This is a genomic window from Sphingomonas sp. CFBP 8760, from assembly GCF_014841615.1.
Classification (GTDB): domain Bacteria; phylum Pseudomonadota; class Alphaproteobacteria; order Sphingomonadales; family Sphingomonadaceae; genus Sphingomonas.
Window position 1 is genome coordinate 123677 of sequence record NZ_JACYUG010000004.1, and the last position, 20498, is coordinate 144174.

Genomic DNA, 20498 nt, shown 5'->3' on the forward strand with positions numbered 1-20498 from the left:
CGATCGGGGGCGGGTCGGCTGCTGCCGGCTTGCCCCCGGTCCGCGTCCTGCTAGGCAAGGGGCAATCGCCCGGCAGGACAGAGGCGATGGATACGATCGGACGGGGATGCCGCCACCGGCAAGGGGTCCGTCATGTCACGTCGTCGTTCGATCACCCGCAACCTCGTCTGGGCCGGCACCGCGCTCGGCAGCCTCGCACTCGCGCTTGCCGCCGGTGGTGCGGAGGCGCAGGCAATCGGCGCCGCCCCCGCGGACGGACAGGCCACCGCCGCCCCCGCCGGCCAGCCCGCGCACGAGGACGGGCTGAGCGAGATCGTCGTCACCGCATCGCGCCGCGAGGAATCGGCCAAGGACGTGCCCGTCGCGGTCGCGGTGATCGCGGGCGAGAAACTCGACGTGCTCAATTCCAGCGGCCTCGACGTGCGTTTCCTGGCGGCACGGGTGCCCAGCCTGCAGGTCGAAAGCTCGTTCGGGCGCACCTTTCCGCGGTTCTACATCCGTGGTCTCGGCAACACCGATTTCGATCCCAATGCCGCGCAGCCGGTGTCGGTCGTCTATGACGATGTCGCGCTGGAAAGCCCGATGCTCAAATCCTTCCCCGTGTTCGACCTGCAAAGCGTGCAAGTGCTGCGCGGGCCGCAAGGCACGTTGTTCGGACGCAACACGCCGGCCGGTGTCGTGAAGCTTGATTCGGTCCGGCCGTCCGAGACGCCGTCTGCCTATGCCAGCCTCAGCGTCGCGACCTACAATACGGTAAATGCGGAGGCGGCGGCCGGTGGCCCGATCGGTGGCGGCTTCAGCTACCGCGTGTCGACGCTGCTCCAGCGCCGCGACGACTGGGTGCGCAACAGCAGCACCAGTCCACTCGCCAGCCCCGGGCTGGAGGGATATCTGGATTATGCCGGGCGCGTCCAGATCGCGTACAGCGGCGGCGATTTCAATGCGCTCGCCAACGTCCATGGCCGCGAGCTGGAGGGCAGCCCGCGTATCTTCCGCGCCGGTCTGTCCCAGCGCGGCAGCAACCGCTTCACCCTCGGTTTCGACAAGGACGTGGCGGCGCTTGACGGCATCACCGACCAGTCGCTGACCCAGTGGGGCGCGAACCTGCACCTCGACTATCACCTGGCGGGTCTGGGCACGCTCTACTCGATCACTGCCTATGAACGGGCGACGGTCAACAGCGTCGGCGATATCGATGGCGGCGATCGCTATCCGTTCAGCGGCGGCACGATCGGCCAACTGAACGTCGGCCTGTTCCCGTCCAACACCGGCGGCCGCACCAAGCCACGCGAATTCAGCCAGGAGGTGCGCTTCGCCACCGACGATCTCGGCGGGGTGCGGTTGCAGGCGGGCGGCTATTATTTCCGGCAGCGGCTGAACTACGACGAATATGCATTTTCGGATTCGACCGTCTCGACGCAGGATATCCGCCACCGCAACCGCAACGAGAATTACGGCATCTTCGCCTCGGCCGAATACAAGCCCGTCAACGACCTGACGGTACGTGGCGGCGTGCGTTATTCGCACGACAAGCGGCGCGATCTGGTCGAGGGCTTCTCCCCCGGCCTGACCCCCGGTCTCAGGCTGCCGGTCACCACGCGGGTGACGGGCGACAACGTGTCGTGGGATGCCAGCGCCACCTATGCGCTGACCGACGCGGTCAATGTCTATGGCCGGTTCGCGACCGGGTATCTGGGGCCGGCGATCCAGGACCGGGTAACGTTCGGCAGCCTGCCGACCACCGCCGCCAAGCAGACCACGATCTCGGGTGAGGGCGGCATCAAGGCGCAGCTGTCCCGCGTGTTCCGCTTCGACCTGACCGGGTACTGGAACCGCACCAAGGACCTGCAACTGACCGCGGTGGGCGGCGCGACCAATTCGGCGCGGCTGCTGAACGCGGACAAGGCGATCGGCTACGGCGTGGAGGCGGAGATCGAGGCGCGGCCGATGCCGAACCTGACCTTCACCGCCAGCGGCTCGTACAACTTCACCGAAATCCGCGACGGCGACATCGCGGTGGCGCCGTGCGGATCGGGGCTATGTACGGTGCGCGATCCGCTGAACGCTGCCGGCCTCGCGGTGATTGACGGCAACGACCTGCCGCAGGCGCCGCGCTGGATCGCGAACGCCACCGCGCGCTATGCGATACCGCTGGCGAATGGCGACCAGCTGTTCGCCTATGGCGACGTCGCCTATCGCGGAAAGATCAATTATTTCCTGTACGAGGCGGCGGAGTTCCGCGGTCGCGCCTCGACCGAACTGGGCCTGAAGATCGGCTACAAGACCGCCGACAATCTGGAACTGAGCGTGTTCGGGCGCAATCTGCTGAACCAGATCCGCAGCATCAGCGCGATCGACTTCAACAACCTGACCGGCATGATCAACGAACCACGGATCATCGGCGGGATGATCCGCTTCACCTATTGATCGGCCCGCCCGTCACCCCGCAGGCGGGGGGACGGGCGCCCGGTCGTTCAGGCCACCGCCCAGCGAGCGGTACAGTTCGATCAGGTTGTTCTCGCGCGTCAGGCGGGTCGTGACCAGGTTCTGCCGCGCGGCATAGGCGGTACGCTGCGCATCCAGCGTGGTCAGGAACGAATCGACCCCGGCGCGGAACCGCGCGTCGGACAGGCGGGCGGCGCCCGTTGCGGCATCGGCCCGCGCGGTCTGCGCCGACAACTGTTCACCGATCGTACCGCGCTGCGCCAGCGCATCGGCGACCTCGCGGAACGCGGTCTGGATCGCCTGTTCGTAGGTGGCGACCGCCACCTGCTGCGAGGCGCGGGCATAGTCGAGATTGCCCTTCAGCCGGCCGCCGTCGAACAGCGGCAACGCCACGCCGGGCGTGGCGTTGTAGGTGAAGGTGCCGCCCCCGAACAGGCCCGACAATGCGGTGCTGATCGTCCCCAGCGTCGCGGTCAGCGAGATGGTCGGGAAGAAGGCGGCGCGCGCCGCCCCGATATTGGCGTTCTGCGCGATCAGCTGGTGTTCGGCCTGCAACACGTCGGGCCGGCGCAGCAGCGCCTGCGACGACAGGTCGCTCGGCAGCGAATCCAGCGTGTAGCTGTTCGTGCCCAGATCGGTCGGCAACTGTTCCAGCGGCACCGTGGTGCCGACCAGCAGGTTGAGCGCGTTCTGGTCGCGGGTGATGGTGGTGCGCAGCGTGGCGATGTCGTTGCGCGCGGCCTGGTAATTGGTTTCCGCCTGCCGCACCTCCAGTTCCGACCCCACGCCGACGCGGAACTGCGCGCGGGTCAGGTCCAGCGTCTGCTGGAACGTCTTCAGCGTCTCCTGCGACAGCCGCAGCTGTTCCTGATCCGACGCCATCGTCAGCCATGCGGTCGCGATCTCGGCGATCAGGCTGATGCGGGTCGACCGCTGTGCCTCCTCGGTCGCGAAATACTGTTCCTGCGCGGCCTGGGTCAGGTTGCGGACGCGGCCGAACAGGTCGAGTTCGAACTGTGAGAAGCCGGCGGTGACCGTATAGGCCTCGATGTTGGACGAGGTGGCCCCGGTACCCGCACCACCGGTCGCGCCGGTGCCGCCGCCGCCCGTGCCACCCGTACCCGTGCCGCCGGTGCCGCCCGTGCCCGTGCCGCCGCCGGCGGTGCCGCCGCTCGCCGCACCCGCCGCGCCGAAGATGTTGTTGGTATAGATGCCCTGCCCCGACACGGTGGTGGAGGGGACACGATCGGCGCGCTGGACGCGGTATTGCGCGCGCGCCTGCAACACGTTGCCCGCGGCGATCCGCAGGTTGCGGTTGTTGGCGATCCCCGTCTCGATCACCTGCCGCAGGCGCGGATCGGTGAAGAAGTCGCGCCAGCCGATCGCGGTCACGTCGCGCGCATCGGTCGACGCGGCCGGATAGGCGCCGCCCTGCGGCAGCGTCGCTGGAATCGCGCCCGCGGGCCGTACATAGGTTGGCGCGAGGTTGCAGCCGGCCAGCATCGTCGTGGTGGCCAGCGCCACGGTAAGGATAGACCTGTTCACGAAATCACGCTCCCTGCGGCGCGGTGCCGCCATCGGAGGATCGGTTGCCGGCATCGGGTGCGACGTCGGCGTTGGCACGCGGCTTGTGTTCCCCGTCGTGCTTGCCCCCGTCGCCCTTGCCATGCCCGAACAGGCGGCTGACGACGACGAAGAACATCGGCACGAAGAAGATCGCGAGGATCGTGGCCGACAACATGCCGCCCACCACCGCCCGGCCGATCGCGTTCTGCCCGCCCGCGCCCGCACCGGTCGATACCGCCAGCGGCAGCACGCCGAAGACGAAGGCGAGCGACGTCATCAGGATCGGGCGAAGCCGCAGCCGCGCCGCCTCCACCGCCGCATCGAAGGCATTCATGCCCGACTGGATGCGTTCCTCGGCGAACTCCACGATCAGGATCGCGTTCTTCGCCGACACACCGATCGTGGTGATGAGGCCGACCTGCAGATAGATGTCGTTGTTGAGGCCCGTCAGCGTCGCCGCCAGCAGCGCACCGATCACGCCCAGCGGCACCACCAGCAGCACCGCGATCGGCACCGACCAGCTTTCGTACAGCGCGGCAAGGCACAGGAACACGAGCAGCAGCGACAGCCCGTAGAGGGCAGGGGCCTGCCCGCCGGACAGCTTTTCCTCGAACGACAGACCGGTCCATTCCAGCGCGGTGCCGGGCGGCAGCTTGTCGTGGATCGCCTCCATCGCCGCCATCGCCGCGCCGGTGCTCAGGCCCGGGGCGGGAGAGCCCTGGATCTGCATCGCCGGCTGGCCATTGTACCGGGTCAGCTGCACCGGTGCCTGCGCCCAGTTCAGCGTCGAGAAGGCGGTATAGGGCGCCATCGCACCGGTCGCGCCGCGGACGTAATAGTCGCCGATATCCTCGGGCGCGAGGCGGAAGGGGGCGTCCGCCTGCACGTAGACGCGCTTCACGCGGCCACGATCGATGAAGTCGTTGACGTATGCGCCGCCCCAGGCGGTGGCGATGGTCGAGTTGACGACGCCGAGGTCGAGGCCGAGCGCGCGCGCCTTGTCCTGATCCACGTCCACCTTCAACTGCGGTGCATCGTCCAGGCTGAGCGGGCGGACCTGCGCCAGGCTCTTGTCGCCCATCGCCATGCCCAGCATCATGTTGCGCGCCTGAAGCAGCTTGTCGTGGCCCTGACCGGTCTGGTCGACCAGCTGGACGTCGAAGCCGGTGGCGTTGCCCAGCTCCTGCACGGCCGGCGGCACCAGCGCGAAGATCATGCCGTCCTTGTATTGCGAGAACGCACCCATCGCGCGCCCCGCGATCGCCTGCGCCTTGTTCTCGGCACCCGGACGCTCCTCCCACGGCTTCAGGCGAACGAAGGCGAGGCCCGCATTCTGACCCTGTCCGGCGAAGCTGAACCCGTTGATGGTGAAGACCATCTGCACGGCCTTCTCGTTCTTCAGGAAATGGTCACGAACCAGGTCGAGGCCCTTGTCGGTCCGCGCGGTGGAGGCGCCGGCCGGCCCCTGCACCAGCGCGATGACGGTGCCCTGATCCTCGTCGGGCAGGAAGCCCGTCGGCAGACGCCAGAACATGAAGCCCATGATGCCCGCGATCAGCAGATAGACGAGCATCGACCGCTTCCACCCCGTCGCGGTCTTCTTGACGGTGCCTTCATAGGCGGTGGTGGCGTGATCGAACCGCTCGTTGAACCAGCGGAAGAAGCGCGCCAGCGGCCCCTTGCCCTCATGCTTCTTGGGATCGTGCGGTTTCAGGATGGTGGCGCACAAGGCCGGCGTCAGGATCAGCGCGACCAGCACCGACAGCACCATCGCCGACACGATCGTGATCGAGAACTGGCGATAGATCACGCCGGTCGATCCGCCGAAGAACGCCATCGGCAGGAACACCGCCGACAGGACGAGCGCGATGCCGATCAGGGCGCCGGTGATCTCGTCCATCGACTTGCGCGCCGCCTCCTTCGGGGACAGCCCCTCGGTCTGGATCAGGCGTTCGACGTTCTCGACCACGACGATGGCGTCATCGACCAGCAGGCCGATCGCCAGCACCATGCCGAACAGCGTCAGCGTGTTGATCGAATAGCCTGCGATCGCCATCACCGCGAAGGTGCCGAGCAGCACGACCGGCACCGCGATCGTCGGGATGATCGTGGCGCGCCAGTTCTGCAGGAACAGGAACATCACGAGGAATACGAGGATCACCGCCTCGACCAGCGTGTGGATCACCTGTTCCACCGACAGGCGGACGAACGGCGTCGTATCGTACGGGAATTCGGCATGGACGTCCGACGGGAAGCCCTTGGCGATCTCGCCGACGCGCGCCTTCACCGCATCTGCGGTCGCCAGCGCGTTGGCACCCGGCGCCAGCTTGATGCCGAAGCCGGAGGCGGGCTTGCCGTTGTACTTGGTGTCGAAGCCGTAGCTTTCGGCGCCCAGTTCCACCCGCGCCACGTCGCGCAGGCGCACGACCGCGCCACCGGCATCCGATTTCAGCCGGATTTCGCCGAACTGTGCGGGGGTCTGGAGCCGCGACTGGACCGAGACGGTCGCGTTCAGCATCTGCTCCTTGGGGGCCGGCTGCGCGCCGATCTGTCCTGCGGAAACCTGCGCGTTCTGCGACTGGAGCGCGGCGGTCACGTCGGCGATCGTCAGCTGGTAGCTGTTGAGCTTGGTCGGATCGACCCAGACGCGCATCGCATATTGCGAGCCGAACAACTGCGTGTCGCCGACGCCGGAGACGCGGCTGATCGGGTCCTGCAACTGCGCGGCGACCATGTCCGACAGATCGACCGCGCTGTGCGAGGCGTCGTCCGAATAGAGCGCCATCACGAGCAGGAAGTTGTTGGTCGCCTTGGCGACGCGGATGCCCTGTTGCTGGACCTCCTGCGGCAGTAGTGGCGTGGCCGCCTGCAGCTTGTTTTGGACCTGCACCTGCGCGATGTCGGGATCGGTGCCCTGTTCGAACGTCAGCGTGATCGTGACGGTGCCGGCCGACGAGGACGAGGCCGAGAAGTAGCGGAGATTGTCGATCCCCTTCAGCTGCTGCTCGATGATCTGCGTCGTCGTGTTTTCCAGCGTCGTCGCATCCGCACCCGGATAGGTCGCGGTGATCGAGACCGCGGGCGGCGCGATCGTCGGGAACTGCGCGATCGGCAGGCTGCGGATCGCCAGCACGCCGGCGAGCATCAGGATGATCGCGATGACCCATGCGAAGATGGGGCGATCGATGAAATAACGGGCCATTTCGGGTTACTTAGCCTGTGCCGCGGGGGCGGCTGCCCCCTGGACGGGCGCCTGGGCGGGCGCCTTGTCGCTATAGGGAGCCGTCTTCACGGCGGTGCCGGGCTGCAGGTTCTGCGCGCCCTCCATCACCACCTTGTCGCCGGGTTTCAGCCCGCCGGTGACGAGCCAGTCGGCGCCGATCGTGCGGCTGGTGACGAGCGGGCGGGGCGCGATCTTGCCGTCCTGGCCGACCACCAGCGCGGTCGCCTCGCCCTTCTCGTTGCGCGATACCGCACGCTGGGGGACGAGGATGGCGTTGGCCTGCGTGCCCTCGACCAGCACGGCGCGAACGAACATGCCCGGCAGCAGCAGACCGCGCGGATTGGCGAACTGCGCCCGGATCACCTGGCTGCCGGTGGTCGGATCGACCGTCACGTCGGCGAATTTCAGCGTGCCCTCGGAGCCATAGTCCGACCCGTCCTCCAGCTTCAGCTTGACGCGGGCGGCACCGCCGCCGCGCGACAGCGCCCCCGACAGGATCTGCCGGCGCAGGCGAAGCAGATCGGCGCTCGACTGCTGGATGTCGACATAGATGGGGTCGAGCCGCTGGATCGTGGTCAGCGGTTCGGTCTGCGATGCGGTGACGAGCGCACCGGTGGTGAAGGTGGAACGACCGATCCGACCGGAGATCGCGGCGCGCACGGTGGTGCGGCCAAGATCGATCTGCGCGGTGCGCAGCGCCGCGGTTTGCGCGGCGACATCGGCCTGCGCCTGCTGCGCGCTCGTCGTCGCATTCTCGAAATCCTGCCGCGAGATCGCGTTGATCTTCACCAGTTCGCCGTAGCGGCGCGCCAGCGCCTGGCTGGAGGCGATCGCGGCGCGGGCCCGGGCGACGGCGGCACGCGCGCTGGCGACCTGCGCCTGATACGGCGACGGATCGATCCGGTAGAGTGGCTGGCCCGCACGGACGAAATCGCCTTCCTGGAACAGCCGGGCGAGGACGAGGCCGTTGACCTGCGGCCGGACTTCCGATGTCTCGTAGGCGCTGGTGCGACCGGGCAGTTCGGTGCTGAGCGTCACCGATTGCTGGCGGACCTCGATCACGCTGACCTGGGGCGGGCCGGGGGGAGGTCCCGCCTGCTGATCGCCGCCGCCGCCGCAGCTCGCCAGCAGCAGGGACGCCACCAACAGGCAAGGGGCGGACATCATCGTGGGGGCGGCATACTTGACCATCGGGGTCCTCGGCGACAAAGAGAGCGAACGTTCACTCACATCGGCCCGCAGCTAAGCCTGGGTATAGCGTTCGTCAAGAAGGATGGTGCGGTGCACAACGTGAAGATAGATCCGGGACTACCTGCATCCCGTGGCGAAAAAGCGACGCTTCGGCGAAATAAATTGGTGGAAGCCGCTCGTATTCTGTTCGGCGAGCATGGTTTCCATGGCACCGGCATGGCGCAGATCGCCGATGCGTCAGGCATCCGTGTCGGGCAGATTTATCGCGATTTCGAATCGAAGGAAGACATCATCGCCGCGATGGTGGCGATCGACCTGTCCGATTTTCTCGACGAGGCGGTGCTGGCACGGGCGATCACGGTGGGCGACCGGCAGCGGGTCCGCCGCTGGGTGCTGGACCTGATGATCCGCAAGCAGCAGCCCAACGACTCGACGCTGTTGCCCGAGATACTGGCGGAGGCATCGCGCAATCCCCGCGTGGCGGCGATCATGCGCGAGGGGGATCAGCGTATCCGCCGCCATGTCGCCGCCGCGCTGGCGATACTGGCACCGCGCGCCGAATCGGAGCGCGCCCGCTGTGTCGAGGAACTGATGATGACGCTGATGATGGGCGGATGCAGCCGGCGGATGGCGCTGGTTGAGGGGGATTGGCCGTTCCTGGAGGGGTGCATGGCGCGGTTCCTGGATCAGCAGATCGCCTGGCTGACCGCCCATGACGATGGCGCCGCCGCCGCTGACCATGCGGATGCTTGAACAAATCTCGCGGTTGCACAATCATGGCGCGATGAACCATCCGCCACGCGCGCCCGACATTTGCTCCACCGGCTGGCGGTGGCTGTCGATCCGTCCGGCCTGATGCCCGTCCTCGGCGGGCTTCATCACGAAATCCATGGGCCGGAAGGGGCGCCCGTGCTGCTGCTCGCTTCGGGGCTGGGCGGCGAGGCGGGCTACTGGTCGCCGAACCTTCCCGCGCTGGCGGCCCGCCACCGGGTGATCGTGTACGACCAGCGCGGCACCGGCCGCTCCGAACCGACGGTGGACGGCATCCTCACGATCGACAGTCTGGCGGCGGACATGGCGATGCTGCTGGACGCCACGGGCACGGCGGCCGCGACGGTGATCGGGCACGCGACCGGCGGCATGGCGGGCATGACCCTGGCACTGACCGCGCCGACCCGGGTCAAGCGGCTGGTGGTCATCAACGGCTGGGCGCGGCTGGACCGGCACACCGCGCGCTGTCTCGATACCCAGCTGGCACTGCTGCGGGCCAGCGGACCGCGCGCCTATCTGCACGCCCAGCCGCTGTTCCTCTATCCGCCGCAATGGATCAGCGATCATCACGACCGGTTGCTCGCGGACGAGGAGGAGGGGCTGACGCGGTTCCCCGGCGCCACCATGATCGAGCGCCGCATCGCCGCGGCGCGCCGGTTCGACGTGGTCGAGCGGCTGGCGCAGATCGCCGCGCCGACGCTGTTCGTTTCCAGCGACGACGACATGCTGGTGCCTCCGGCCTGTTCGGCACGGATGCAGGCGCGGTTGCCGGGATCGGAGCTGGCACGGCTGGCGGAGGGCGGCCACGCCTGCACCGTCACCCGCGCGGAGCATTTCAACCGCTGGCTGCTCGACTGGCTGGACAGCGAATAGCGGCACTTTTCGCCTTACCGTCCGATACGGCCCCGCTTCCCGCCGCAACGGACTGAATTCGCTAGGGCAAGCGGCGCGGCGTCGTGATCCGCGATTGGCAAAGGCCCGCGATGGGAGTAAATCCTGACCACAAACGCCGTGGGGGCGGCAAAGGGGCGGACGATATTGGGTCATGTGAAGGATCACGCCAGCCTGTCGTCCAGCGATGGCGGCGGATGCGCGCCCGAATCCATTATGGCTGATGCCCCTGTACCCGATCACGGCCTGCCACCGGCGCTGCGGCGCGGCGGTGGCCTGATGGGCGATCGCATCCGTGCCTTTGACTGGTCGTTGACACCGCTTGGCCCGATCGCCGACTGGTCGGCCGGGCTGGTCGCCGCCACCGCCCTGCTGCTCCATTCGCCGACCGCGATGGTGCTGCTGTGGGGGGCAGAGGGCACGATGATCCACAACGACGCCTATGCCCTGTTCGCGGGCGAACGGCATCTGGATCAGCTGGGGGTGGGCGTCCATACCGGCTGGCCCGAGGTGGTCGAGTTCAATACCCATGTCCTGCGGACGGGGCTGGCCGGCGGGTCGCTGCAATATCGCGATCACCTGATGCAGCTCAACCGCACCGGTACCTTGCAGGATGTGTGGATGAACCTGTCCTATTCGCCGACGTTCGACGAATCGGGGCGACCGGCCGGCGTGCTGGCGATGATCGTCGAGACGACCGCCACCGTACTCGCCCGGCGCCGCATCGCGGCGGAGCATGGCCGGCTGGAGCAGTTGTTCGAGCAGTCGCCGACCTTCATGGCACTGTTGAGCGGACCGGAGCACCGTTTCGAACTGGTCAATCCCGGCTATAGCCAGTTGATCGGGCATCGCGAAGTCATCGGGCTGACGATGGCGGAGGCGCTGCCCGATGCGGTCACGCAAGGGTATCTGGCGCTGCTGGACGAGGTGTATCGCAGCGGCGAACCCTATCACGCGAACGGCGCGATCTACGCGGTCGAACCGGACCCGGACGGCCAGGTCGACGAACGGGTGATCGATTTCGTGCTCCAGCCGATCCGCGATGCGGCGGGAACGGTGACCGGTATCTTCGTGGAGGGGGCCGACGTCACCGATCGTGCGGTGGCAGAACGCGACCTGCGCGACAGCGAGGCGCGGTTGCGTTTCCTCGACCAGCTGGGCGAGCGGACCGTGCCGCTGGGCGATGCCGATGCGATCATGGCGGTCACCACCGAACTGATCGCCGCGCACCTTGGCGCGTCGCGCTGCGTCTATGCGGATATCGATGCCGATGGCGAGGGCTGCAGGGTCGGCGGTGGCTGGGTGTTGCCGGGTGGCGTCCCGCTTTGCGGATGGCACCGCCTGATCGATCTGGGGGCCGCGGCGGTCGCGCTGCTGCGCGCGGGGGAGCCGTTGATCGTGGGCGACGCATCGACGGAAATGCCTGGCACCGCGCCGTTCGAAGCGCTGGGTGTGCGGGCGTCGGTCTGTATCCCCCTGATCCGCGACGGCCGGCTGCATGCGCTGCTGGCACTTCATGACGCCAAGCCGCGGCGCTGGTCCACCGCCGAGGTGCTGGTGATACGGCAGGCGGCGATGCGATCCTGGGCACTGGTCGAGCGGGTGCGAGCCGAGGCGGCGCTGCGCGACCTGAACGCGACGCTGGAGGCGCGCGTCGCGGAACGCGCGGCGGCGGTGCAGCAGGGCGAACAGACCATCCGCACCGTGTTCGAGAATTCATTCATGGACCAGACCCTGCTCTCGACGACGGGCGAGGTGGTCTATGTCAACGCCACCGCGCTTGCCGGGATCGAGGCGGTGTCCGCCGATGTGATCGGCCGGCCGTTCGCGACGACACCGTGGTTCGCCGCCACCCCCGGCGCCCCCGATCAGGTCCGTGCCGCCATCGTCCGTGCGGCGGCGGGGGACAGCGTCCGCCTGCATCTGGCGCTCGACCTGCCGACCGGGGCGCGGGTCTATGACTATTCCCTGCGCCCCGCTTTCGACGGGGCGGGCGACGTGGTGGCGATCGTGTCCGAGGCGATCGAGATCACCGCGCGTGTCCGTGCCGAGGATGCGCTGCGCCAGGCGCAGAAGATGGAGGCGGTCGGGCAACTGACCGGCGGGCTGGCGCATGATTTCAACAATCTGCTGGCGGCGATCAGCGGCAATCTGGAATTGCTGGAACGGCGTATCGCACAGGGGCGGATCGACGGGCTGGCGCGCTATATCGACGGTGCGACGCAGGGCGCGCGGCGCGCGGCGGCGCTGACCCAGCGGCTGCTCGCCTTTTCCCGGCGGCAGACGCTCGACCCGCGCCCGACCGATGCCGACCGGCTGATCGCCGACATGACCGATCTGATCCGGCAGAGCGTCGGCCCGACCGTCGCGCTCGACATCGCCGCGACAGAGGGACTGTGGCCGATCAACGTCGATGCCTCGCAACTGGAGAACGCACTGCTCAACCTGTGCGTCAACGCGCGCGATGCGATGGCGCCCGATGGCGGTCGCCTGAATATCCGGACCGACAATGTCATGCTGGACGAGGGTGACGTGCTGCGTCGTGACGTGGCGGCCGGGGAATATGTCCGCATCTCGGTGATCGACGGCGGCGCGGGGATGCCGCCGGAGGTGATGCAGCGCGCGTTCGACCCGTTCTTCACCACCAAGCCGATCGGCCACGGCACCGGGCTGGGCCTGTCGATGGTCTATGGCTTCGCGCGGCAATCGGGCGGGCAGGTGCGGATCGAATCGGTCGAGGGGCAGGGCACCACGATCTGCCTGTGCCTGCCGCGTTTCCACGGCACCCTCGATGCCGCGGCCGATGCCGCCGATCCGGTCGCGACCGACGAACAGGGCGCCGGCGAGACGGTGCTGGTGATCGACGACGAACCGGTGCTGCGCGCCCTGATCGTCGAGGTGCTGGTGGAGGCGGGATACCGGGTGCTGGAGGCGGGTGACGGGGCCGGCGGGCTGCGGGTGCTGGAAAGCGGGGTACGGATCGACCTGCTGGTCACCGATGTCGGCCTGCCCGGCGGCATGAACGGCCGGCAGGTCGCGGATGCCGCCCGCCTGTCCCGCCCCACCCTGCGGGTGCTGTTCATCACCGGGTTCGCGGATATCGCCGCGGTCGGCCATGCCGGATCATGGGGCGGGCTGGAACCCGGCATGGGGGTGCTGACCAAGCCGTTCCCGGTCGCCAGCCTGACCGCCAAGATACGCGAAATGCTCGATTAGGCACGGCGGCATCTTCCGTTGTCCTGCATCCGGCTGTACCGGCGCAGGCGATGACCCAGTTGCCCGGCGATACCGCCACGCCCGTCGCGGACGACGATATCGTCTATCCTTCCGCCGTCCCTTTCCTGCTGATCCATCTCGCCGCCTTCGCCGCGATCCTGACCGGGATCACCCCCTCGGCACTGGTGCTGTGCGCGGTGTTGTACGTGGTGCGGATGTTCGGCGTGACGGCGGGGTATCACCGCTATTTCTCGCACCGTGCCTTTGCCGCCGGCCGGGGGATGCAGCTGGTGCTGGCGGTGCTGGCGCAGAGCACCGCGCAGAAGAGCGTGTTGTGGTGGGCGGCCAAGCATCGCCACCATCACCGCCATGCCGACACGCCCCAGGACGTCCACTCGCCGCGCCACGCCGGCTTCGCCTACAGCCATCTCGGCTGGATCTTCGCGCGCCAGCACGATCAGGCCGACCTGTCGGTGGTGCCCGACCTGACCCGCTGGCCCGAACTGGTCTGGCTGCACCGCCACGAACATGTCCCCGCGATCGGGCTGGCGCTGCTCAGCCTCGCCGTCGCCGGCTGGCCGGGGCTGGTGGTCGGGTTCGTGTGGAGCACGGTGCTGGTTTATCATGCGACCTTCGCGATCAATTCGCTGGCGCATGTCCGCGGTTCGCGTCGCTACGTCACCGGCGACGATTCGCGGAACAACTGGGTTCTCGCGATCGTGACGATGGGAGAGGGGTGGCACAACAACCACCACGCCTTCCAGAGCAGCGCGCGCCAGGGTTTCCGCTGGTGGGAGGTCGACATGACCTTCTATCTCCTGAAGCTGCTGGCGCTGACGGGCGCGGTGCATGGATTGAAGAACCCGCCTGCGGGGGTGATCCGCGGCGAGCAGCGGCTGGGCGCGAAGGTGATCGCCCGCACCGCCGAGCAACTGGCCGACCGGTTCTGTGCCGAACGGATCGCGGCGCGGCTGCGCGCGGCATGGCCTGAACCCGAACTGGCGGGCCTGCGGGCCATGCTGGCCGATCCGGCCACGGCGGCGACGCAGATGTGGAACCGGTACCATCCGCAATTGCCGGGGCGCGAGGCGTTGCTGGCGGAGGCGCGGACGCTGTTCGCGCGTACCCCCTGGCTCGACGAGATCGTCGACCGCGCGCATCAGCGGATGCTGACGGCGGTGGGAAGGCAGTTGGCGGCCTGAGCCGATCCGCCTTCCCGTGCGTTGGCGCGCAGACACAGGGAAAGGGAACTACGTTGATCGCGACCATAGCCGAGCTGGATCGTATCCGTGACGAATGCCGCACGATGGTGACCAAGCGGTCGCTGATGTCGGCGGGGGCGGCGGTGGTGCCGGTGCCGGGGGCGGATGTGGTCGCCGATGTCGGGCTGCTGTCGAACCTGCTGCCCGCGATCAGCACCCGCTTCGAACTGGACGAGGCGCAGGTGAACAAGCTCGAACCGCGGCTGGGTCAGCAGGTGCTGGTGATGGCGTCCAGCCTGGGCAACAACGTGATCGGGCGGATGGTGACGCGCAGGGTGGTGACCGCGCTCCTGAAGCGCATGGGTGTCCGCATCGCGACCGGATCGATGGCGAAGTTCGTGCCGTTCATCGGATCGGCCGTCGCCGCGACGATCAGCTTCGGCGCGATGAAGGCGATCGGCAACGGCCATATCGACGATTGCTACCGGACCGCGCGCGCGCTGATCGAACCACCACTGCCATCGCACCACAACCGTTAACGCCAAACGGGAACGGGCTGGATCAAGTTTGTCCTGATCGCTGCGATACTTGGCATTTCGGTTCGATAGCGCCTAGCATCGTTGCGACTCGTCGTCCGGGCGGCATGCCGGGCGTACTCGTCGGTATCGTCTATGGTGGCGGTGCCGGGAACACCGACGGGATCAGTCAGCCCGTCGGCCATTATGGACGACCCCTCGTCGACAGGGGGGCGTCCAGGGAGATGATGGCGTGGACAATCCCCTGATCGTCAGGTTGCGGCGGCAATGCCACCTCGACGCGGCCGATGTCGATCGGATCGATCATCTGTGCACCGACGTGCGCGATGTATCGCGCGGCGTGAATCTGGTGCGCGAGGGGGAGCGGGTGGAACGTATCCATCTGATCCTGTCCGGCTGGGCGGCGCGGTACAAGCTGTTGCCCAACGGTTCGCGCCAGATCACCGCGCTGTTGCTGCCGGGCGATCTGTGCGACCTGCGCTGTTCGATGCTGGCGCGGATGGATGACGGCATCGTCGCGCTGACGCCGGTCCACGTCGCCTTCGTTCCTCCCGATGCAATCGCCCGGCTGGAACGGGCGCGGCCGTCCATCGCCCATGCGCTGTTGTGGCACTGTCTGGTCGAACAGGCGACGACGCGGGCATGGATCGTCAACATGGGGCGGCGTCATGCGCTGGAGCGGGTGGCGCACCTGTTCTGCGAACTGGCGACCCGGCTGGCCGTCGTGAGCGACGTGCCGGACCAGCCGCCGCATTTCCCCCTGACGCAGGAAGAGATCGCCGATGCGTTGGGGCTGACCGCGGTACACGTCAACCGCGTGCTCAACGAACTGCGGCGGCGCGGGCTCATCACCTCGCGGCGGGGCGGGCTGACGATACTCGACCTGCCGGGGCTGAAGGAGATGGCCGGCTTCAACGACAACTACCTGCACCCGGCCATGGCGATGCCGGCAGAGGCGGCCATGGGCTGATCCGGTCGCGCAGGCACAAAAAACGCCCGGTCGACAAAGGTCGGCCGGGCGTTTTTTATTGCCGTTCGCCGAAGCGATCAGGCGTAGGAGACGTTCCGGTTGCGACGGCGATACCGGGCGGCGGTGCCGATCATCCCAAAGCCCAGGAACATCATCGCCCAGGTCGACGGCTCCGGCACGGCGAAGACGACGTTGTCGACTTCGAGCGAGTTGCCGTTGCTCAGGAAGCGGATGCCGCCGATCGCGACGTCGTTCACGTCACGGCCGATGGTGATGCGGCGGTTGGTGTTCGGCAGGTCCTGGTTGCCGTTGGCATTGGCCACGAAATCCGTGCCGGTGAAGCGCGAGATCACGCTGCCGGTCGCGCTCAGCACCTCGACGGCGTTATACGTGTCGATCGAGCCGAGGAAGAAGCTGACGCTGTCATAGGCGGCCGCGGTCGAGGTGATCATCGACGCCGATCCGCCGTTCAGGACGGCCAGATAGGCAGTGCCCGTCGGGCCGAACGCCGGTGCGGCATAGCGGGTGATCGCGTCGCCGCTGACGATGCCGGCTTCCAGGAAGCTGTAGCTGAAGGTCGAGGGCAGGGTGCCGTCGAACGTGATCGCATCACCCACGGGCGCGGCATAGGCGGCCGTGCTGCCGGGCGTGTTGCCGATGATGCGGGCGGCCGAAGCCGGCGTTGCGACGGTGGCGACGAGCGTGGCGGCGGCCAGCAATAGCTTGTTGTTCATAATCGTTACTCCCTTTTACGCGGAAGAAGGCCAATCGCCGGTCCGGCAACTCGCCAGAGCGCACGGTCGCGTGCCGTCCATCCGAGCGCCTAACGTCGCCCTGTTGGATTGGTTGCAGCGCAGCATTGATTTCGCACGCATTTACTAAAAAAAGGTTCCGTGGCCGTATCATAATGGCACAAGAAAAACGTCTTATTGTGTCTGGACATCCTCTGGCGACACACTGAACCCGCCATCGAGCCAGCGAATCACCTCCTGTGCGATATCGTCGTCATAGGCCGCATATCGTAAACGAAGTGCTTCACGCCGCGCCGCCAGCCGGCCCAGACCACCATCTTCGATGACTAACAGATCGGCTTCCAGCATCGCCGCCAGCGCCGGCCCCGCCACGGTGGTCGCTGCGGCACGGAATGCGGCCATGTACCGATAGGCCGTCCCATTCCGGTACAGCATCGGCAGCGTCAGCGCGGGGATGCAGCCAAGGTGCGGCTGCAGCGCCGGATTGATCGCATGGCCGCTGAGCAGCGGGGCATTGGCGGCGCTGCGCCCGGTGAAGCCGCGCAGGTGCAGGTGCCCGCTCATCCGGGGACCGTCGTTGACCGGGTAATTGTCCCACAGGCACACCCGCCGGCCGAGGCGGGCGGCGACATCGGCCAGATGACCGGGGCCGATCTCGCGCGCGCATACCTCCTCGCCGGTCCAGTAGATGCGGATGGCGGGGTCCAGCCGCCGCCCCAGCGTCTCCAGATAATCCGCGGGGCGTTCGCCGAACACGCGGTCCAGCACGCGGTCGTCGCTGTAATAGGTCGGGCAGACATACAGGCGGGTGGCACGGGTCCGTTCCGCACAGAAATCGACGATCGCAGCCTGTCGCGCCGCCAGATCGGGCAGGTCGCCCCGCATGTCGTCGAACAGGATCGCCAGATCGTCGATCCCGATCGCGTCGAGATCGGCCAGCCGCGCCGCCAGCCGCGCGAGCCCCGTGTCGTCGACGTCGCGGTGCAGGTCGAACGGGGTCAGCCCGATGCCGAAGCGGAGCCCCCGTGCGCGGCAATGCGCGGCGAAGGCGGCGATCGCGGCGGCCTCCTCCGGCGGGTGCGGCACTTGCCAGGCGCGGCGCAGATGCGCGTCCCCCTTGGGTGCGTAATGATAGAAACCGTACCCCGCCGGGGCGAGCCGGTCGACCACCGCCATCCGTTCCCGCCACGACCAGGGCGGGCCGAAGAATCCCTCGATGATGCCCAGCTCGGGCATGGTGTCGGACATCGGTGGCGGGGGGGGGGCGGTCATCGGTCGGGCATCGCGCAGCGGCTGCGGGCTGTCCAGCGGCCGCGGCTTGCCGGGCGGGGCGGGGGCGGTATAGCCGGGCGGGAATAGAGGAAGGGCGGCGGATGCTGACGCGACGGGGGATGATCGGCGGGATCGTGGCGACGTGGCTGACGATCACCGGCACGGCATCGGCGGTGGCGCAATCGAGGGCGCCGCTGACGGTGTTCGCCGCCGCCTCGCTGACCGATGCGTTGCAGGCGGTCGGTCGGGCCTGGACCAAGCGCAGCGGCCAGCCGGTCCGCTTCTCGTTCGCGGCCAGCGGCACCGGCGCGCGCCAGATCGTCGCCGGGGCGCCGGCCGACCTGTTCGTATCGGCCGAGCCGGGCTGGATGGATCAGGTGCAGGCGGCCGGGCGGCTGGTGCCGGGCGGGCGCCGCGATCTGCTCGGCGGCCGGCTGGTGCTGGTGGCGCCCGCCTCCAGCCGGGTACGGCTCGCGATCCGGCCGGGCTTCGCGCTCGCCGCGGCGCTGGGCGAACGGGGGCGGCTCGCGGTCGGCGATCCGCGATCGGTGCCGGCGGGTCGTTATGCGCAGGCGGCGCTGACCCGGCTGGGGGTGTGGAGCGGGGTCGCCACCCGCCTCGCTCCCGCGCAGGATGTGCGCGCCGCGCTGTCCTATGTCGCGCGGGGCGAGGCACCGCTGGGGATCGTCTACGAGACCGATGCGGCGGCCGAGCCGGCGGTACGGATCGTCGGCACCTTCCCGGCGGCCAGCCATCCCCCGATCGTCTATCCGGCGGCGGTGGTGAAGGGTGCAAAGCCGGGGGCGGTCGCGTTCTACCGCTTTCTGGGCGGCGGCGAGGCGATGGCGATCTTCCGCCGCTATCGCTTCCGCCCATTACGCTGACGGTGGCGCTCACCCCGGAGGAATGGGCGGCGCTGACCCTCAGCCTGCGGATCGCGGGGATGGCGACCTTCTGGGGGCTGATCGCGGCGACCGGGTTCGCTTGGCTGCTGGCACGGACGCGGTTTCCGGGGCGGGTACTGCTCGACGCGCTGCTCCATGCGCCGCTGGTGCTGCCGCCGGTGGTGATCGGGTTCGTGCTGCTGATCCTGTTCGGCACGCAGGGACCGATCGGCCGCTGGCTGGATGAGGCATGGGGGATCAGGCTGGCCTTCACCGCCGGCGGTGCGGCGCTGGCGGCGGGTGTTTCCGCCTTTCCGCTGATGCTGCGCGCGGTGCGGCTGTCGATCGAGGCGGTCGATCCGGCACTGGAGGATGCGGCGCGGTCGCTGGGCGCGGGGGCGTGGGACCGCGCCTTCACCATCGTACTGCCACTGGCGTTGCCGGGGCTGGTCGCCGCCGCCGTGGTGGGCTTCGCGGCGGCGCTGGGCGAATTCGGCGCGGTCATCACCTTCGCCGCCAACATCCCCGGCGAGACGCAGACGCTGCCGCTCGCCATCTACGCCGCGTTGCAGGTGCCGGGCGGTGAGGCGAGCGCGGCGCGGCTGTCGGCGATCTCGTTCGCGGCGGCGCTGGCGGGACTGTTGCTGTCCGAACTGCTGCTGCGCTGGCGGCGGCGCTGATGCGGGTGGCGGCGCGGCACCGGCTGGGCGACTTCCTGCTCGACGTGGCGTTCGAGGGGCCGGAAGACGGCGTGACGATGCTGGTCGGCCCGTCGGGGGCGGGCAAGTCGGCAACGCTGGCGATCGTCGCCGGGCTGTCACGGCCGGACAATGGCGTGGTGGCGATCGGCGACCGGGTGCTGACCGATACCGCCGCGCGTCTGTTCGTCCCGCCCGAGCGGCGGCGGATCGGTATCGTCCATCAGGAGGCGCGGCTGTTCCCGCATTTGTCGGTCGAGCGGAATCTGCAATACGGCCTGCGCCGCGCGCGCGACCGGGCGCCCCGGATCGAGCCGGATGCGGTGATCGACGTGCTGGCGATCCGCCACCTGCTCGCCCGCCGCCCGCGCGACCTGTCGGGGGGGGAGCGGCAACGGGTGGCGCTGGGCCGCGCGATGCTGAGCCAGCCCGACCTGTTGCTGCTCGACGAACCCGTCTCCGCGCTCGATCCGGCGCGGCGGGCGGAGGTGCTGGGCTTCGTCGCCGACCTGAAACGCCGCTTCGCGCTGCCGATGCTCTACGTCACGCACAGCGCCGACGAGGCGCGGCTGCTGGGCGATCATCTGGTCCGGATCGAGCAGGGCCGCGTGACCGGGCAGGGCAGCGTCGCCGCGATGCTGCCGGTCCGCGAGATTACCGGCGAGGTGGTGGCGCCGGGGGTGGTGCGGATCGGCGATGCGACGATGCCGGTCGCGGGGCTGGACGCGCCGGTCGGGGCGACGGTGCGGCTGGGCTGGTGATCTCGATCCTCGCGGGACTTTTATGAAATCCCGCTCGCCTCCCCGGCCGACGTGACACCTTTGCAAAAACCCATCGCTCCGCCGGGGAGGTATCAGAGGATAGGGAACAGGCTTTCCCCG

General features: G+C 68.4%; 15 protein-coding genes. 10 read left to right on the forward strand and 5 right to left on the reverse strand.

What is annotated here, in order from left to right:
• Positions 1-132: 132 nt before the first annotated feature.
• A complete protein-coding gene (locus tag IFT82_RS07015; protein WP_199860363.1) occupies positions 133-2427 on the forward strand; it encodes a TonB-dependent receptor in 2295 nt (764 codons plus the stop codon).
• A 12-nt stretch (positions 2428-2439) separates the two neighbouring features.
• On the opposite strand, the gene IFT82_RS07020 is transcribed toward IFT82_RS07015, so the two are convergent.
• The 3 genes from IFT82_RS07020 to IFT82_RS07030 are packed head-to-tail and all read right to left on the reverse strand — an operon-like array spanning position 2440 to position 8401.
• Complete coding sequence (locus IFT82_RS07020; RefSeq protein WP_192125627.1) at positions 2440-4023, reverse strand: efflux transporter outer membrane subunit; 1584 nt, start codon at positions 4021-4023, stop codon at positions 2440-2442.
• Entirely contained in the window at positions 3995-7213 is a 3219-nt protein-coding gene (locus tag IFT82_RS07025) for an efflux RND transporter permease subunit (protein ID WP_192125628.1), read from the reverse strand. The genes IFT82_RS07020 and IFT82_RS07025 overlap by 29 nt, the downstream gene beginning before the upstream one ends.
• A gap of 6 nt (positions 7214-7219) precedes the next feature.
• Entirely contained in the window at positions 7220-8401 is a 1182-nt protein-coding gene (locus IFT82_RS07030; protein ID WP_446740946.1) for an efflux RND transporter periplasmic adaptor subunit, read from the reverse strand.
• Between the two features lie 189 nt (positions 8402-8590).
• Here IFT82_RS07030 and IFT82_RS07035 point away from each other — a divergent pair, with 189 nt between their 5' ends.
• The 6 genes from IFT82_RS07035 to IFT82_RS07060 all read left to right on the forward strand — a co-directional run bounded on the left by IFT82_RS07035 (position 8591) and on the right by IFT82_RS07060 (position 16011).
• The gene (locus IFT82_RS07035; RefSeq protein WP_342355073.1) at positions 8591-9178 is read left to right on the forward strand and encodes a TetR/AcrR family transcriptional regulator; all 588 of its coding nucleotides are present in this window, start codon (positions 8591-8593) and stop codon (positions 9176-9178) included.
• 60 nt (positions 9179-9238) lie between these two features.
• A complete protein-coding gene (gene rutD, locus IFT82_RS07040; RefSeq protein ID WP_244646568.1) occupies positions 9239-10069 on the forward strand; it encodes a pyrimidine utilization protein D in 831 nt (276 codons plus the stop codon).
• Between the two features lie 234 nt (positions 10070-10303).
• A complete protein-coding gene (locus tag IFT82_RS07045) occupies positions 10304-13303 on the forward strand; it encodes a PAS domain-containing protein (RefSeq protein WP_192125630.1) in 3000 nt (999 codons plus the stop codon).
• Between the two features lie 50 nt (positions 13304-13353).
• The gene (locus IFT82_RS07050) at positions 13354-14505 is read left to right on the forward strand and encodes an acyl-CoA desaturase (protein ID WP_192125631.1); all 1152 of its coding nucleotides are present in this window, start codon (positions 13354-13356) and stop codon (positions 14503-14505) included.
• Between the two features lie 53 nt (positions 14506-14558).
• Complete coding sequence (locus IFT82_RS07055) at positions 14559-15044, forward strand: hypothetical protein (RefSeq protein ID WP_199860364.1); 486 nt, start codon at positions 14559-14561, stop codon at positions 15042-15044.
• 229 nt (positions 15045-15273) lie between these two features.
• Entirely contained in the window at positions 15274-16011 is a 738-nt protein-coding gene (locus IFT82_RS07060; protein WP_192125632.1) for a helix-turn-helix domain-containing protein, read from the forward strand.
• Between the two features lie 77 nt (positions 16012-16088).
• Here the strand turns inward: IFT82_RS07060 and IFT82_RS20785 are convergent, their stop codons facing one another.
• Both IFT82_RS20785 and IFT82_RS07070 read right to left on the reverse strand, forming a co-directional pair.
• Positions 16089-16745, reverse strand: a complete 657-nt coding sequence (locus tag IFT82_RS20785; protein WP_244646569.1) for a PEPxxWA-CTERM sorting domain-containing protein — start codon at positions 16743-16745, stop codon at positions 16089-16091.
• Between the two features lie 192 nt (positions 16746-16937).
• Positions 16938-18035 carry a beta-N-acetylglucosaminidase domain-containing protein gene (locus tag IFT82_RS07070; protein ID WP_244646570.1) on the reverse strand — a complete coding sequence of 366 codons (1098 nt, stop codon included), beginning with the start codon at positions 18033-18035 and terminating at the stop codon, positions 16938-16940.
• 101 nt (positions 18036-18136) lie between these two features.
• Between IFT82_RS07070 and modA the strand changes: the two genes are divergently transcribed.
• The 3 genes from modA to modC are packed head-to-tail and all read left to right on the forward strand — an operon-like array spanning position 18137 to position 20378.
• Positions 18137-18919 carry a molybdate ABC transporter substrate-binding protein gene (gene modA / locus IFT82_RS07075; protein WP_244646571.1) on the forward strand — a complete coding sequence of 261 codons (783 nt, stop codon included), beginning with the start codon at positions 18137-18139 and terminating at the stop codon, positions 18917-18919.
• 2 nt (positions 18920-18921) lie between these two features.
• Positions 18922-19599, forward strand: a complete 678-nt coding sequence (gene modB, locus IFT82_RS07080; RefSeq protein WP_342355068.1) for a molybdate ABC transporter permease subunit — start codon at positions 18922-18924, stop codon at positions 19597-19599.
• Positions 19599-20378 carry a molybdenum ABC transporter ATP-binding protein gene (modC, locus tag IFT82_RS07085; RefSeq protein ID WP_244646572.1) on the forward strand — a complete coding sequence of 260 codons (780 nt, stop codon included), beginning with the start codon at positions 19599-19601 and terminating at the stop codon, positions 20376-20378. Before modB ends, modC begins: the two co-directional genes overlap by 1 nt.
• The last annotated feature ends 120 nt before the right edge of the window (positions 20379-20498 follow it).